The 14,988-nt window shown below is 35.9% G+C and carries 13 protein-coding genes and 1 pseudogene; 8 read left to right on the top strand and 6 right to left on the bottom strand.

The features are described from left to right. Nucleotides 1–191 (top strand): annotated as a pseudogene (locus H6G73_RS24645) (hypothetical protein); the annotation flags it as partial. A gap of 147 nt (nt 192–338) precedes the next feature. Here H6G73_RS24645 and H6G73_RS23620 read toward each other — a convergent pair. From H6G73_RS23620 to sufB, 4 genes are all read right to left on the bottom strand, one after another. Further along, nucleotides 339–1,604, bottom strand: coding sequence for a cysteine desulfurase (locus tag H6G73_RS23620; RefSeq protein WP_190608908.1), 1,266 nt, complete (start codon nt 1,602–1,604; stop codon nt 339–341). A gap of 187 nt (nt 1,605–1,791) precedes the next feature. Further along, nucleotides 1,792–3,108 carry a Fe-S cluster assembly protein SufD gene (gene sufD, locus H6G73_RS23615; protein ID WP_190608906.1) on the bottom strand — a complete coding sequence of 439 codons (1,317 nt, stop codon included), beginning with the start codon at nt 3,106–3,108 and terminating at the stop codon, nt 1,792–1,794. Next, nucleotides 3,108–3,893 carry a Fe-S cluster assembly ATPase SufC gene (gene sufC, locus H6G73_RS23610; protein ID WP_190608904.1) on the bottom strand — a complete coding sequence of 262 codons (786 nt, stop codon included), beginning with the start codon at nt 3,891–3,893 and terminating at the stop codon, nt 3,108–3,110. Before sufC ends, sufD begins: the two co-directional genes overlap by 1 nt. A 52-nt stretch (nt 3,894–3,945) precedes the next feature. Continuing rightward, on the bottom strand, nt 3,946–5,385 hold the full coding sequence (gene sufB / locus H6G73_RS23605; protein ID WP_190608912.1) for a Fe-S cluster assembly protein SufB: 1,440 nt from the start codon (nt 5,383–5,385) through the stop codon (nt 3,946–3,948). Between the two features lie 246 nt (nt 5,386–5,631). Between sufB and sufR the strand changes: the two genes are divergently transcribed. The 6 genes from sufR (at nt 5,632) to H6G73_RS23575 (ending at nt 11,201) form a co-directional block, all read left to right on the top strand. Then, nucleotides 5,632–6,354: an iron-sulfur cluster biosynthesis transcriptional regulator SufR gene (gene sufR / locus H6G73_RS23600; RefSeq protein WP_190608911.1), complete on the top strand. Its 723-nt coding sequence runs from the start codon at nt 5,632–5,634 to the stop codon at nt 6,352–6,354. A 242-nt stretch (nt 6,355–6,596) separates the two neighbouring features. Continuing rightward, a complete protein-coding gene (locus H6G73_RS23595; protein WP_190608902.1) occupies nt 6,597–7,292 on the top strand; it encodes a hypothetical protein in 696 nt (231 codons plus the stop codon). Between the two features lie 42 nt (nt 7,293–7,334). Beyond that, the gene (locus H6G73_RS23590; protein ID WP_190608900.1) at nt 7,335–7,802 is read left to right on the top strand and encodes a hypothetical protein; all 468 of its coding nucleotides are present in this window, start codon (nt 7,335–7,337) and stop codon (nt 7,800–7,802) included. A 98-nt stretch (nt 7,803–7,900) separates the two neighbouring features. Next, complete coding sequence (locus H6G73_RS23585) at nt 7,901–8,347, top strand: hypothetical protein (protein ID WP_206756245.1); 447 nt, start codon at nt 7,901–7,903, stop codon at nt 8,345–8,347. 20 nt (nt 8,348–8,367) lie between these two features. Then, nucleotides 8,368–10,887, top strand: a complete 2,520-nt coding sequence (locus tag H6G73_RS23580; protein WP_242034296.1) for a CHAT domain-containing protein — start codon at nt 8,368–8,370, stop codon at nt 10,885–10,887. A 53-nt stretch (nt 10,888–10,940) separates the two neighbouring features. Then, on the top strand, nt 10,941–11,201 hold the full coding sequence (locus H6G73_RS23575) for a hypothetical protein (protein WP_190608897.1): 261 nt from the start codon (nt 10,941–10,943) through the stop codon (nt 11,199–11,201). A gap of 74 nt (nt 11,202–11,275) precedes the next feature. On the opposite strand, the gene H6G73_RS23570 is transcribed toward H6G73_RS23575, so the two are convergent. Next, nucleotides 11,276–11,947 carry a rhomboid family intramembrane serine protease gene (locus H6G73_RS23570; protein ID WP_190608895.1) on the bottom strand — a complete coding sequence of 224 codons (672 nt, stop codon included), beginning with the start codon at nt 11,945–11,947 and terminating at the stop codon, nt 11,276–11,278. 372 nt (nt 11,948–12,319) lie between these two features. Here H6G73_RS23570 and H6G73_RS23565 point away from each other — a divergent pair, with 372 nt between their 5' ends. Next, nucleotides 12,320–14,413 carry a lipoxygenase family protein gene (locus tag H6G73_RS23565; RefSeq protein WP_190608893.1) on the top strand — a complete coding sequence of 698 codons (2,094 nt, stop codon included), beginning with the start codon at nt 12,320–12,322 and terminating at the stop codon, nt 14,411–14,413. Nucleotides 14,414–14,590: 177 nt separating this feature from the next. Here H6G73_RS23565 and H6G73_RS23560 read toward each other — a convergent pair whose 3' ends face one another. After that, nucleotides 14,591–14,830: a 2Fe-2S iron-sulfur cluster-binding protein gene (locus tag H6G73_RS23560; RefSeq protein ID WP_190608891.1), complete on the bottom strand. Its 240-nt coding sequence runs from the start codon at nt 14,828–14,830 to the stop codon at nt 14,591–14,593. Nucleotides 14,831–14,988 lie beyond the last annotated feature (158 nt).

The following is a 14,988-nucleotide window of genomic DNA, read 5'->3' as shown; positions in this document are numbered from 1 at the left end:
CTTTCCACAATTCCTTTTGTTTTCCTTTTTACTTCATCTTGAGCGAAGGCGTTCTTTCTTACTTAGTCAAGGAATTAACATTCATATTTCCCGGTGCAAGATATAAGTATAAGGAGTTATTAGAAGTTTATCTAGAAGTTGGTTGTGAGAAAGGTAAATATATGCTGGATGCTTTAGCTTTTGGATTTTAAGTTTGGCAGCAGATTTTATTTCAGTGAAAGATAAAAGTAGTAGGGAAGATTTTTAAAATACGAGAATTATTGCCCTTAAAGAAAATTGATGAATTGTTGTGTAATTAAACCATACTTTAAAAAAGGTGGGAATGACCCACCCTCGATTTATTCAGCAAATACACTAGCAAAAAAGTCCAGCGTGTCCTTCAAAGCCTTGATGAAAACATCTATTTCCTCACGAGTGTTGTAAAAAGATAAACTAGCTCGTGCGGTTCCTGCTAAACCTAAATGACGGTGTAATGGTTGTGTACAATGGTGTCCAGAACGGATAGCTACACCTTCTTGGTCTAACAATGTTGCTAAATCATTAGCATGGACACCTTCGGCTGTAAATGCTGCTAATGCGGCTCTACCTTCGCCATGAGCATCGGGTTTTGGCCCGTAGATTCTGATTTGGGGTATTTGTCCTAATTGCTCGAATAGATAAGCTGTTAATTCAGCTTCATAAGCATGGATTTTATCCATACCTATATTGGTAAGATAATCGATCGCTGCACCAAGTGCGATCGCTTCCCCAATTGCCGGTGTACCTGCTTCAAATTTATGGGGTAATTCGGCATAGGTGGAATGGTCGAGATATACCTCAGCAATCATCTCACCACCACCGAAAAAGGGTGGCATTGCTTCTAGTAATTCCAACTTGCCATACAAAAAGCCAATGCCAGTAGGAGCGCACATTTTATGTCCAGAAGCTACCAACCAATCACAATCAATGGCTTGGACATCAATAGGCATATGAGGGACACTTTGGCAAGCATCCATTAAGAATTTCGCACCGTATCTGTGAGCAATTTCCGCGATTTCCTTCACTGGGTTAATACAACCCAAGGTGTTGGAAACATGAACTATAGACACCATTTTTGTTTTGTCGGAAATCAGTTGTTTAAACTGTTCCAAATCAAAAGTTTCTTCTGGTGTCAGTTCGACAAATTTTAAGATAGCACCTGTTTTTTGAGCAACAAATTGCCAGGGAACAATGTTACTATGGTGTTCCATCACCGAGAGAATAATTTCATCTCCAGGCTGTAAGTTGTTCATTCCCCAGCTATAAGCTACCAAGTTAATTGCTTCGCTGGCGTTGCGTGTGTAAACAATTTCTTGGCGTGATTTGGCATTAATAAATTTAGTTATTTTATCCCTTGCTGCTTCATAAGCATCGGTAGCTTTTGCACTTAAAAAATGTGCGCCACGATGGACATTAGAATTATATTGATCGTAATAATCGCGCCAAGCGTTTAATACAGCTAATGGCTTTTGAGAAGTAGCAGCGTTATCGAGATACACCAAGGGTTTACCGTGTATTTCTTGGTGGAGAATGGGAAAGTCTTGACGGACTTTATCAGCTAGAGTTTTGGTAGAGGTGAAGGTCATATTTAAGAAGTTCAGAAGTTCAGAAGTTCAGGAGTTACAGGAGTATGGCTTTGCCACGCTGTGCGAACAGAATAAAACTAGAATTTACAAAATATGTAGAAGTTAAGAATAATAAACCACAAAGGTAAGAGGTTTTTGAGTTTTTTTTGGTGGTTGTTCCCCACTGTTTGAAGGTGGGGTTTTTTGATTATTTGTTTGTGAGGGTGACGACTGTTTTTAACAGTTTTTCTCGCAAGGAAGTAGCGGGTATTAAGTTAATAATTTCTGCTGCAAAAGCATTAACTAATAACTTGCGTGCGTCATTTTCGTTAATACCCCGACTTTGCAGATAGAAGATTTCATCATCTTCTAACTGACTGACTGTAGCACCGTGAGCGCATTTAACGTTATCAGCAGTGATTTCCAATTGGGGTTTGGTATCTACCCGCGCTTTGGGAGATAACAATAAATTCCGGTTTAACTGGGATGCGTCGGTTAACTGTGCGGGTTTGGGAACGAAAATTTTACCGTTGAACACGCCGTGAGCGCGATCGCCTATAATACATTTATGGAGTTGCTTACTGACACCGTGAGGATGATTGAGAGCGATCGCACTGTGAGTATCAGCTAATTGACGATCACTAATTACAGTTAAACCATTCAGTGTGGTTTCTGTTTGCTCACCAGCTTGCAAAATTTCTAAATTATGGCGTGACAGCTTACCGCCAACAGTAATAGCATTACAACTATAACGACTATATCGTCCCTGAGTTACCGCAGTTTTACCAATATGGAAAGCTGCATCACCTTCCATCACAATTCTATTGTGGTTAACCTGAGCATTTTCATTCACCCAGATTTCCGTCACACTATTGGTAAAATAAACTCCCTCATCTTGTGGAGATGGAAGATACTCTTCAATTAAAGTTACCTGAGAGTTACTTTCAGCTACCACTAAACAACGTGGTTGGGCAATAGTTGGAGTTTCACCAGAAACAGAAATAAATAGTAGATGAATTGGATTTTCAACCACTACATTTTTACTAACCCATACCACTGCCACATCATTTAAACCAGCAGTATTTAGAGCGGTAAAAACTTCCCTTGTTCCCTCAGATTGTCCTAAATATTTACTAACAATCTCATCAGGTAAAACATCTAGATTACCAGCGACTAACCCAGCAGGTAAATCTGTAACACTGGATAAAGTTGGTGCGTAAATACCATTTACAAAAACCAACCGCTGAGAAACTTCAGGTAAAACCAAACTTTCAACAGAAGTTTCAGCAAACCCCGCTAAATTAAATTCTACCTGTTTGAGAGCAGATAAATCAGTAAATCGCCATTCTTCCTCGCGGGTGGTGGGAATTACAGAATGATGTACCCACTTAGCAGCATTGTTGCGTAGGTCTTGTAACCAACCATCTTTTACAGATGCAGTTACCCGACTTAATAAGTCAGTTAAATAAGCATCTCTATCTAATAAAGTATTAGGAATAGAACTAGGAGAAACTTCAATAGACATTACACACCTACTCCTAAAGCTTCTTCCAGAACCCAATCATAACCGCGAGATTCTAATTCTAAAGCCAATTCCTTACCACCACTCTTAATAATGCGTCCTTGTGCCATCACATGTACAAAATCAGGCACTATATAATCTAGAAGACGCTGATAGTGAGTAATCATAATTGTGGCATTTTCAGGACTAGTTAATTGATTCACCCCATTAGCCACAATTTTCAGAGCATCAATATCTAAACCCGAATCTGTTTCATCTAAAATTGCCAACTTTGGCTCTAACAAAGCCATTTGCAGAATTTCATTCCGCTTCTTTTCACCACCAGAAAAACCTTCATTCACACTACGGTTAAGAAAAGCCGGATTCATCTTCACAACATCCAACTTTTCTTCAACCAAATCATCAAAATCAAAAGCGTCTAACTCCTCCAAACCTTGAGCCTTTCTCCGAGAATTGTAAGCAACCCGTAAAAAATCCAAATTACTTACACCGGGAATTTCCAAAGGATATTGGAAAGCCAAAAACACACCACTTCTAGCCCTTTCCTCAGCTTCCTTTTCCAACAGACTTTCACCTTGGAAAATCACCTCACCACCAGTCACAGTATAAGCAGGATGTCCTGCCAACACCTTAGAAAACGTACTCTTACCAGAACCATTAGGCCCCATTATGGCGTGAATTTCACCAGCACGCACCTCCAAATTCAACCCCTTCAAAATAGGAGTTCCATCAACCTCAGCCTGTAAATCCTTAACCGACAAAATCAAATCACTATTCTCAATAATCATGTTCTCTCTTCTCTCTTTCTCTGTGTCTCTGCGCCTCTGCGTGAGCTTTCTCTTAACCCACACTACCTTCCAACTTCAGACTCAACAACTTATCAGCCTCAACCGCAAACTCCATAGGAAGCTGATTAAAAACATCCTTACAGAAACCGCTAATCATCATCGAAATAGCATCTTCCGCAGAAATACCCCGTTGAGCAAAGAAAAATAACTGGTCTTCCCCAATCTTAGAAGTAGAAGCCTCATGCTCAACCTTCCCCGTATTATTCTGAACTTGAATATAAGGAAAAGTATTAGCTTGAGCATTATCTCCAATCAACATCGAATCACATTGAGAATAATTTCTAGCACCCTTAGCAGAGGGATTAATCTTCACCAAACCCCGGTAACTATTGCTTGATTTCCCAGCAGAAATACCTTTAGAAATAATTGTACTGCGAGTGTTTTTACCAATATGAATCATCTTAGTGCCAGTATCAGCTTGCTGCATATTATTTGTTAATGCAACAGAGTAGAACTCACCCACAGAATTATCACCAACTAACACACAGCTAGGATACTTCCAAGTAATAGCTGAACCAGTTTCCACTTGAGTCCAGGAAATCTTAGAATTCACACCTTGACACAAACCGCGCTTGGTTACAAAGTTGTAAATTCCACCTTTACCATTAGCATCACCAGCGTACCAGTTCTGCACAGTTGAATATTTAATTTCTGCATTATCCAAAGCCACCAATTCCACTACCGCAGCGTGTAACTGGTTGCTGTCATACATGGGTGCAGTACAACCTTCTAGATAGGAAACATAGCTGCCTTCTTCCGCAACTATTAGAGTCCGTTCAAATTGTCCTGTATCACCAGAGTTGATGCGGAAATAGGTGGACAATTCCATAGGACATTTCACACCTTTGGGGATGTAAACAAAGGAACCATCGCTAAATACAGCGGAATTTAAGGCCGCAAAATAATTATCAGCAATAGGAACTACACTACCCAGATATTTTTTCACTAACTCTGGATGTTCCCGCAAGGCTTCAGAAATAGAACAAAAGATAACGCCATCTTTGGCGAGTTTTTCTTTAAAAGTAGTGGCAACAGATACGCTATCAAAAATGGCATCCACAGCCACATTAGCTAGACGCTTTTGCTCAGATAGAGGAATACCCAACTTTTCAAAGGTTTCGATGAGGGTGGGGTCTACTTCCTCTAAACTGTTGAGCTTTTCTTTCTTTTGCTTAGGAGCAGAATAATAAATGATATCCTGATAATTAATTGGCGGATAGGTGACATGGGGCCAGGTTGGCTCTGTCATTTTTAGCCATTGACGATAGGCACGGAGACGAAATTCGAGCATGAATTCCGGTTCTTCCTTTTTGGCGGAAATCAGACGAATAATGTCTTCGTTTAGTCCACGCGGAATAGTGTCGGCTTCAATGTCTGTAACGAAGCCGTACTTGTAAGGTTGGTTGACTAAGGTTTTGACAGAAGCGCTCATCGTTAGTGTTCTCTCGTGTTCGGAATTTGCTTCTCTTTCAGGATGGGCGACGGGTTGCATTGAGCTAATTCCCGTTTTGTGTCACCGAGTGGTAACAGGGCTGTTACAATAGAGTGGCAGACTAAAACAACATCTCTGTTGTTTAATCTATTTTCATTTTACGATAGATTAACAACAACAATGTTGTTAAAGTCAAATTTTCCCAAAAAATTTTTTGGACGTTCGCGAAGCGTCTCGTAGAGAATGATGACGACCACCCAGCAGTCCTCCACTAAACAAGATATTCTAGAGTATCTGTTGAAACACTCCCAAGCAACGGCTCTTGAGCTAGCAGAAGTTTTAGAAGTCAGTCCCCAAGCCATTCGTCGTCATCTGAAGGATTTGGAGGCTGAAGAATTAGTAGTATATTTTATACCTGAACAAGGCGGTATGGGCCGTCCCCAGCACATTTATCAGTTAAGTCAGAGGGGACGGGAACAGTTACAAAAGGTAGTGAGTGAACGTCTCAGACGCACAGAAGGCGATCGCCTAAAACGCACCGAAAATGATAAATATAGTGATAGTTATGGCGAATTTGCCGTTTCCCTCCTAGACACCCTGGCAGAAACCGTCGGACGTGACCAGGTAAAATCGATTTTAAGAAAACAATGGGAACGCAAAGCCCAAGAATATCGAGAACTTTTAGGTCATGGTTCCTTGCAAGAACGGGTGGCCACTTTAGTAGAACTGCGACAAGCAGAAGGGTTTATGGCAGAATATCACCCAGTCGAGTCAGATGCTGCTGGTGGTGATAGATTCTTATTTATAGAACATACCTGCGCTATTTCCAACGTCGCTGAATCTTTCCCCAGCGTTTGTGGTCATGAACTGGAAATGTTTGCAGCCATTCTGCCCGATTGTACAGTAGAGCGTACCCACTGGTTAATCAATGGAGAACATCGTTGTGGGTATTTAGTGCAGAAAAGGTAGGTGGTTGGGTAGAAATAATTGAACGCAGATAACCGCAGATCAGCAAGTCGGCTATCTTTGTTTTGGATTTGGATGAAAATTGATGATATGACAACTAATTTATCAGGTTTTAGCAGTCCTAAATCCCTACGAGTTAGGAATTAAAAAGAGGTAAATTTTTGAATTTTGGATTACTATCTTTAAACTAATTTACATTGATATAATCATAAAATAAATTTTTAGTATTTTTCAGGTGTATATTTTTGAATCCACAAGAGATTAAGGAACAACTCAAATTACTAATTGAGGCAACATCAACTATAGACCCCAGGTTAGCAATTAGGTTAAACCAGATTCATAATTGGATTAAAGACTTGAAACCTGGAAAATTAATATCTAAACGTTTTGTTATTTTGTTTCTCCTCGAAATTCTCACAGATGCAGATGCTTGGATAAAATTTCAATCTTTACCTTCTGATATAGAAAAACAATCTGCTTTAGATACGCTATCACCGACTCTAAAGTATTGGTATGGTGATTTATTTCCGAGGTGGTTGAATCAAGAAGACAAAAAATTTTATATGTGGAGAAGAGAATTAATGGCGGGAAATTTTAATCAGGAAGATGCACCACTAATAGATTCTATCTCTAAAATGATTAAGCAAGATGATGGTACTGTTGTCAAAAGATATATTGCTGACTTGTCAATGGCAACTGATATAATTGTTAGTGGTAGTCAAAATAAACCCCTTTGTGTACAAGTTACTAGCCTAGCCGAAGAATTTTTACCTGATAAATTTACTCATTGGCAAGATACTTTAATTTTTTGGCAAATAGAAAGAGGGTTATTTTTAAGTTACAACCCTAAACACCAGGACTTTGTTAATCAGATAGTGAAAACAGCATTAGATAATAGTAATCATCTAAATTCAGGTAGTTATCATCGGTTGATTTTATAGCTTTATATTTTTGAACTTGATATATATTAACAAGAGGTAATTATGGTAGCTGAAAAATCATCTGACCGTCAACAAAGGTTAGACAGTTTTTTAAAAGCTGTAGAAGCCGCACAGCAATTACAAGATGATATTATGAAGTATGGGTTAGATGCTGCCTATTTGTACTGTGATGATGTTGATGGTGATTGGTTGGAAACTTGGGGTAATGATGACGATGAACCCGGTTATATTGAGAAAATTACTACTTTTTTAGAAAGTGATGATGTGGTTGCTGTGAAAGTGAGAAATCGTTTACAGGATAAGTCTCTTGATGAAATTATTGCTGGTTTAGAATATTGTTTGAGTCAGTTAAAGGAAGAGGATCGGATTTTTGCAGCGAAGGATTTTTTAGTTGGTGATATTGTGGTTTCTGGAAGTAGTCGTGCTTCTGGTAATAGTGATTTTGATGAGGTTGAGTTGTTAGAGTTAGCGGAAGACTTAATAGAGAGGTTGACGGAGATTTTGGGGTAATTTTAAAAGTTTTTAATTGACAATATCGCACTATTTCAATTTCAATTGAATGAATAAATATCATAAGAATTAAGAATTTAGTCACTCTTTTACAGATTTTGCAGCAATTTGAGAATAGTAACCATAACTTGCAATTAACTCGAAATATTTTGCAAGAAAATATACAAATTCTAGATGATGATTCTCTACCTGAAAAACTCTATAATTGGGTTATGAATAAATTATCTAGAGCAACACCAATAGAAGCACGAGTTATAGCGGTAACTCTTAACTCTTTTAGTATTCTAATTCAGCATTTTCCGTTAGGAAACATAGCTAATAATATTGAAATTGCTATTATAGATTATAAAATTGCTGCTGTGATTTCAAAACAACAGTCTTTCTTGGAAGAATGGGCTAGTTTACAGAATAATTTAGGTGTTGCATATACTGATAGAATTAAAGGGATAAAATCAGATAATTTAGAAGTAGCAATTGTAGCTTTTAGAGATGCTATAACAGTTAGAAAAAAGAAAAATATCCAGAGCAATGGGCGCAAACTATAGCAAATTTGGGATCTGTATATTTGAAAAGGATTAAAGGTGATCTGTCAGAAAATTTGGAACAAGCAATTCATTTTTATACAAGTTCTTTGGAAGTTTATAGTTTAAAAGATTTCCCACAAAATTGGGCTGATGCTCAATCTAATTTAGGAGCTACATATATTTGTAGAATTAAAGGAGACAGAGAAGAGAATATAGACAAAGCAATTTTACATTGTAAATCTGCTTTGAAAGTTCATGCACGTGATATTTGTCCATCAGATTGGGCAGATGTTCAAATTAATTTGGGATTAGCTTATAGTGAAAGTTGTTTATATCAAGAAGCAATTGCATCATATAAAGCTGCTTTAGAAGTTTATACTTATCATGAATTTCCTGAGAGATGGGCTAGATTACACAATAATCTTGGACTTGCTTATCTAAAATTAACAGATGGTAATATATTTGATAATATCCAACAATCAATAATCAAACTAAAATTAGCACTTAAAGTATATAAATATGAAGATTTTCCAGACCAATGGGCTAATGTTCAACATAATTTAGCTAATTCATATCTAATTAGGGATATAAATAATTTATCAAAAAATCAGGAATCAGCTATTAATGCTTGTACACTTGCCTTAAAAGTTTACACTCACACAGATTTTCCTAAGAATTGGGCTAATTTACAATATCTGCTAGGAATTGCATATAATTATCAAGGAGAAATCGAGAAATCAATTACTTATTTACAAGCATCACTTAAAGATTTTAACCCTATTATTGTACCTAGATTTTCCTTAAAATCAGGAAAAAATTTAGGTAAAATAGCTTTTAATAATAAAATGTGGCAGCAAGCTATTTTCGGGTATGCTACGGCTATTGAAGCACTAGAAACTAGCCGCAGTTGGATAAAATCAGAATCACGTCGTCAAGAAATTTTAGCAGACTCAATAGATATTTACCAAAACATTATACAAGCCTACATTAATACTAAACAAATAGATAAAGCATTTGAATACTCGGAACGCTCTCGTTCCAAACTTCTAGTAGACTTAATGGCAAGTTCTCACCTCTCCCAAAGTGGGAATATACCGCCAAAAGTTCAAGAATTACTACAAAAATACGAAGAGTTACAACAACAAATTGACATAGAATGCCAAAATTATAAATCAGAAAATAACCGTAGTGAAACCCGCGCTATTTGGCAAGTATACAACGAAAAAATAGCATTATTAGAAACTTTAAAACAAGAAATTTGGGAACAACTCAGAAAAGAAGACCCCATTTTAGCCGGTGAAATTCAAGTTCAACCTCTGATTTTGTCAGAAATTCAGCAATTAATTGATCATCCTAAAACAGCTATTATCAGTTTCTACACTACCAACTCTGATACCCATATTTTTATCATTACCCAAAACTCAATTTATCTTCATACCTGTATAGATGAAGGTTTAGAAAGATTACAAAACTGGATTGCACAAAATTGGTTATCAAATTATATCCATAATTATCAAAAATGGGAAAATGACATGGAACATTTTCTCCATGAACTTGCTGAGAGATTACAATTATCAAAAATAATCCATCAATATCTTCAAGAAATAGATAAATTAATTATAGAACCTCATTTGTTATTACATCAAATACCTTTTGCTGCTTTACCTACAGGAGAATATCAAGAATATTTAGTAGATAGATTTTTGATTCGTTATACTCCCAGTTGTCAAATTTTAGATTTTTGTCATCAAAACTATAACAATAAACGCCTAAATGTAGAGACGTTTCAGGAAACGTCTCTAAAATATGGAACTGTAGAAGATGCAACAGATGATCTACATTGTGCTAGATGGGAAGGTGAACAAATCGCCCAAATGTATAATATTCCATCAGAAAAAAGATTAATAGGTAGTAGTCAAGCTACTGTTAATAATTTCCGACAATTAGCTGAACAGGTACAAATTATCCACTGTTGCCACCATGCTGAATCTTGTTTATATAATCCTTTGGAATCTCAGTTAAAACTAGGTGATGCTAGTATTACATTAGGTCAATTAATGTCTCCTGGTTGGCGTTTACCTAATCTTGTAGATGTGTTTCTTTCTTGTTGCGAAACAAATTTAGGTAAACCAAGTATAACTGATAATTTACTCACACTTTCCACTGGTTTTTTATGTGCTGGTGCGATAAGTGTAATTAGTTCTTTATGGAAGGTTGATGATTTAGCTACTGCGCTATTTTCTATCTTTTACTATCAACAAAGACAAAAAGATAAAAATCGTCCAGAAGCACTAAAAGAAGCACAAATTAAATTGCGGGAATTAAGAAAAGCGGATTTAGAAGAAATATCCAAGGAAATAGAATCAAAGGAAAAAGAACTTATAGGAGATAGAAAAAAATATACTCGTAATTCAGGTGAATATTCACAGTGGAAACATCAATATAGTATTCATACCAAAATCAATAAACTACTAAAACACAGAGTTCAAACCTCTGATTCAGAATTTCCCTTTGCACATCCCCGCTATTGGTCTGCGTTTATTGCTCAAGGGTTACAATAATATGATTTAATAGTATAAGGGCAACTTGGAAATTAAACAGACTTTTGATATTTATGGATATTGCACCTAATCAATCATCAACCCAATTTTTAACTCTAGACGAGTCTACACAAGTAGATGCAGCATTATTATCTTCACCAGAAAAGTTTTTAACTAGATTAACCATTTCATCTCTGAGAATTTTGCAACACATCGCCCAAGAATATAAAATTCCCATTGAAGAACTAACAACAAAACAAATTATCGCTTGGTTTGAAAAAGACGCGAAACTGAGACGGGAAGAAGGTGTTGAGGAAGCATTTTTGAAATGGTAGAGAATATTCACTATAAACAGTGGGAGATAGCAACCTCATAATTAGGTTGCTAAAATCACATCATCTTGCCACAATTATTCTCGATTTCCCACATTAAATATTGGTGCTAGAATCATCCCAAAAACAAAACCGCCAATGTGCGCCCAGTAAGCAACTCCACCTGTTTCTACACTCATTCTCGCGGCTGCTTGTAGACTAGCAAAACCAGCAACAATATTTTGGATAAAGAAGATACCAATAATTACTAATGCTGGTACATTAATAGTAGTAATGAAAAATCCTAAGAACAATAAAGTTGTAATTCTTGCTTGGGGAAACCAAATGAGATAAGCACCTAAAACCCCAGAAATTGCTCCACTAGCTCCCAAGGAAGGAATAGGAGAATACATACTAATAAACCATTGACAACCAGCAGCTAAAGCACCACAGGTTAAATAGAAAATCAAATATTTTACATGTCCTAAACGGTCTTCAACATTATTGCCAAAAACCCAAAGATAGACCATATTTGATATTAAATGCCACCAACCGCCGTGTAAAAACTGCGAAGTAAATAAGGTTGTCCATTCTCCGGTTAAATTAGTGGTTAATTCTTCTGGTATGACAGCATACAACTGAAAAAACTGCTGTAATTGGTCACTAGACAAACTCACTTCATGGAGAAAGACCAAAACATTCATCCCAATTAACCCATAGGTAAAAAATGGGGTAATCCGAGTTGGGTTGTCGTCATAAAGGGGAAACACAGATGCTTTTCCTAATTATCATTAATTGCAATATAGCGTGATTGAGGGACAGTTAAAAAGTAGCCGTAGTGACACTTATGTTTTTCATTGTCATAGTTTTAATAAATAGAGAGAATGTGAGCAGATTCATAGAACTTTGGTATAAACACAAAGCAATTTTGCTGTTTTACTGCTATTTGCAATAAATTGCAAAAATACTTATCAAAAAACAATGTAATTATTAAAACATCATAAATTAAATACTAATTAAAAGTAAATATGTTAAATAGAAGACAAGTTTGTAAAAACTGTCTTTCATTATTCAATTAAAATTTGAATAAGTTTTTCCGGGTATAAACATAAAATTTTAGTGAAAATTAAGGTAAAAAATATATGCTTACTCTGAAAAATACACTCGTATTTATATATCAATTATTTAATTGCTTTATTCCTACACAGTTTAATAGATATGAATATAATTATACATATCTTGAGCCTTTGGCTGTCACCGATATTCCAGAAATACCAATCATCAATTTTCCTCTTTTGCCTAAAGATGAATTACCCAACGCTCAATGGTTGGGTTTATTATTAACTGTTCTGACTATTCTTAATCTAAATAATAATGCCAAAAGTAATATTGTAACTAATACAGAGGAAAATGATACATCTTTATTTAAAGATAAACTCATCCCATTAAGAGCAATTGACCAGAATCTCAGGAGTATGGGAGGACAAGAGGATGTAGAGGATGATTTAAATAGCAATATTACTAACTTACTTGCCATCCTCCAGGAAATAGATGAAAATCTGCACATTGATGAGCAAATTAATGATTCTATTCAACAAAAAAGTGTAGAATCAAGTTACGAAGATAAAAAAGACCGGAAAATTGACCGTGCCTTTACTAAAATTATCAAGAAAAACAATAAACAAATAACATCTAAATCTACTAAATCTGTTACCAAAAAATCTTTTAGAGAAATCATTAAATATAATGCAAAATTATTGCAGCTAGCCGAAGAAAATATTCAGGTAAATAATCAAGATGCTGTAAACAAACATCAAAATAATAATCATCCATTAGCAGGTTATGACCAACAGTTTAAAGTCATACCCAAGCCAAAAATTGCCAATAACTTCCAAGAGGATCTAGTTTTTGCCTATATGCAAGTAGCTGGGTCAAATCCAGTGATGCTAAATCAAATCAAGGAATTAGATTTACGGTTACAAATTGATAGTGAAAAATACCAAGCAATTGCCAACGCAATAATGGGTGTTCCCGATTCTCTAGCAGCAGCAATTGCAGAAGGTAGACTTTATTTGTCAGATTATGATTTATTAAAAATTTTAGAAAATGGTAGTTATCCAAAAGCCCAAAAATATGCTGCTGCACCCATAGGATTATTTGCTGTACCTCCTGCTCATAGTTCATCGTTCAATTTAGTGCCAATAGCAATTAGTTGTCAGCAGTCTGTATTTACTCCTCTGGAGACAGGAACGTGGATGACTGCTAAAAATGTTTTACAAATGGCAGATAGCAACTATCATGAATTGGTGAGCCATTTAGGACGGACACATTTAGTAATTGAGCCATTTATTGTAGCTACTAATCATTTACCTAATAACCATGTGGTTAAAAATCTACTCAAACCCCATCTTGAGGGAACTGTACTGATAAATTATGGCGCTCATAAATTTTTAATCGCTCCTAAAGGTGCAGTAGATTCTCTGTTAGTTGGGACTATTGAATCTGACCAAAAATTAGCTATTAAAGCGGCACAAAGTTATTTATTAAATTTTAATCAAATAGCCTTTCCTGATACTTTAAATAGTCGAGGTGTCACTGATACTAAGCAGTTACCAATTTATCCTTATCGAGATGATGGTACATTAATTTGGAATGCCATTTACAAATGGGTATTTGCCTATTTAAGTGCTTATTACACCAGCGATGCTGTTATTGTCAGTGATAAAGATTTGCAAAATTGGTCTGCTAAATTAATTAGTCCAAAAGGGGGCAGATTACAGAATTTTGGTGAGGATAGTCAAGGCAGAATTAAGACTCTAGATTATTTAGTTAAAGCTATTTCTACTATCATTTTTACTGCTAGTGCCCAACATGCGGCTGTGAATTTTGCTCAACGTGGACTGATGATGTATACACCAGCATTTCCTTTAGCTCGCTATACTCCAACACCAACAAATCCACAAGTATCAGAAGATTTTGTCAATGGTTTACCATCACTAGAAAAAGCACAGGAACAAATCAATATTCTTTATTTACTTGGGTCAGTTTATTACACCAAACTGGGTGAATATTCTAAATCAATTACTGGAGGAAATCAGCAAGTAGAAGCTGCGTTAGATGATTTCCAAAAAGACCTGCAAGAAATTGAAAAGATAATTAATGGCTTAAATACTGAAAGGATGATACCTTATAGATCTTTATTACCTTCCAAGATTCCTCAAAGTATCAATATTTAGCATTAGGCATTCAACGTAATTAAACAGATGATTAGGTTGGATTTCACTTAATTCAACCCAGTCTATATTTGTCGCAATCATTTTTTAAGTCGTATACAATTTTTAAGTTGTATACAATTATCCACAATTTTATCGCGCATGAAAAGTTTGAGAATGAAAGCATAGAACATCCAACCATCACCAAGTTGGATCACTAAACAAATGTATAGTTAATTCTTCTTTTCCTGGTGGAACTGGGGTTAAACAAGCGCGGATGACTTCCCCATCATCTAATTCCACAGTGCAAGCATGACAACTTCCCATCAAACAACCTGTAGGAATTGATACCCCGGCTCTATCAGCAACATCCAGTAAAGATTCCCCTACTTCTGCTTCGACGGTCACATCATCTGGTAAAAAACGAATGGTAATATTCATATGAGAATTCAATATTGATAGAATTAACTGTAAATCAAATATATATTGTCCCAGAAATGTTGAATGTTAAGAAAAATCAGATAAAAATAGCCCAAAATATGGTAATTTTGGGCGAATAATTAAAATATATTAGTTAAGTTGTGATTATAAATTCCTTT

Source organism: Richelia sinica FACHB-800, assembly GCF_014698825.1.
Classification (GTDB): domain Bacteria; phylum Cyanobacteriota; class Cyanobacteriia; order Cyanobacteriales; family Nostocaceae; genus FACHB-800.
The sequence above is the reverse complement of the archived record's forward strand: the minus strand, read 5'-3'. Positions and strand labels throughout refer to the sequence as shown.

Bases quoted from the DNA above. Each gene is read 5' to 3' on its own strand.
- sufD (WP_190608906.1), bottom strand. From the start codon at position 3,108: ATGTCTATTGAAGTTTCTCCTAGTTCTATTCCTAATACTTTATTAGAT.
- sufB (WP_190608912.1), bottom strand. From the start codon at position 5,385: ATGAGCGCTTCTGTCAAAACCTTAGTCAACCAACCTTACAAGTACGGC.
- H6G73_RS23620 (WP_190608908.1), bottom strand. From the start codon at position 1,604: ATGACCTTCACCTCTACCAAAACTCTAGCTGATAAAGTCCGTCAAGAC.
- sufC (WP_190608904.1), bottom strand. From the start codon at position 3,893: ATGATTATTGAGAATAGTGATTTGATTTTGTCGGTTAAGGATTTACAG.
- H6G73_RS23575 (WP_190608897.1), top strand. From the start codon at position 10,941: ATGGATATTGCACCTAATCAATCATCAACCCAATTTTTAACTCTAGAC.
- H6G73_RS23560 (WP_190608891.1), bottom strand. From the start codon at position 14,830: ATGAATATTACCATTCGTTTTTTACCAGATGATGTGACCGTCGAAGCA.
- sufR (WP_190608911.1), top strand. From the start codon at position 5,632: ATGACGACCACCCAGCAGTCCTCCACTAAACAAGATATTCTAGAGTAT.
- H6G73_RS23565 (WP_190608893.1), top strand. From the start codon at position 12,320: ATGCTTACTCTGAAAAATACACTCGTATTTATATATCAATTATTTAAT.
- H6G73_RS23590 (WP_190608900.1), top strand. From the start codon at position 7,335: ATGGTAGCTGAAAAATCATCTGACCGTCAACAAAGGTTAGACAGTTTT.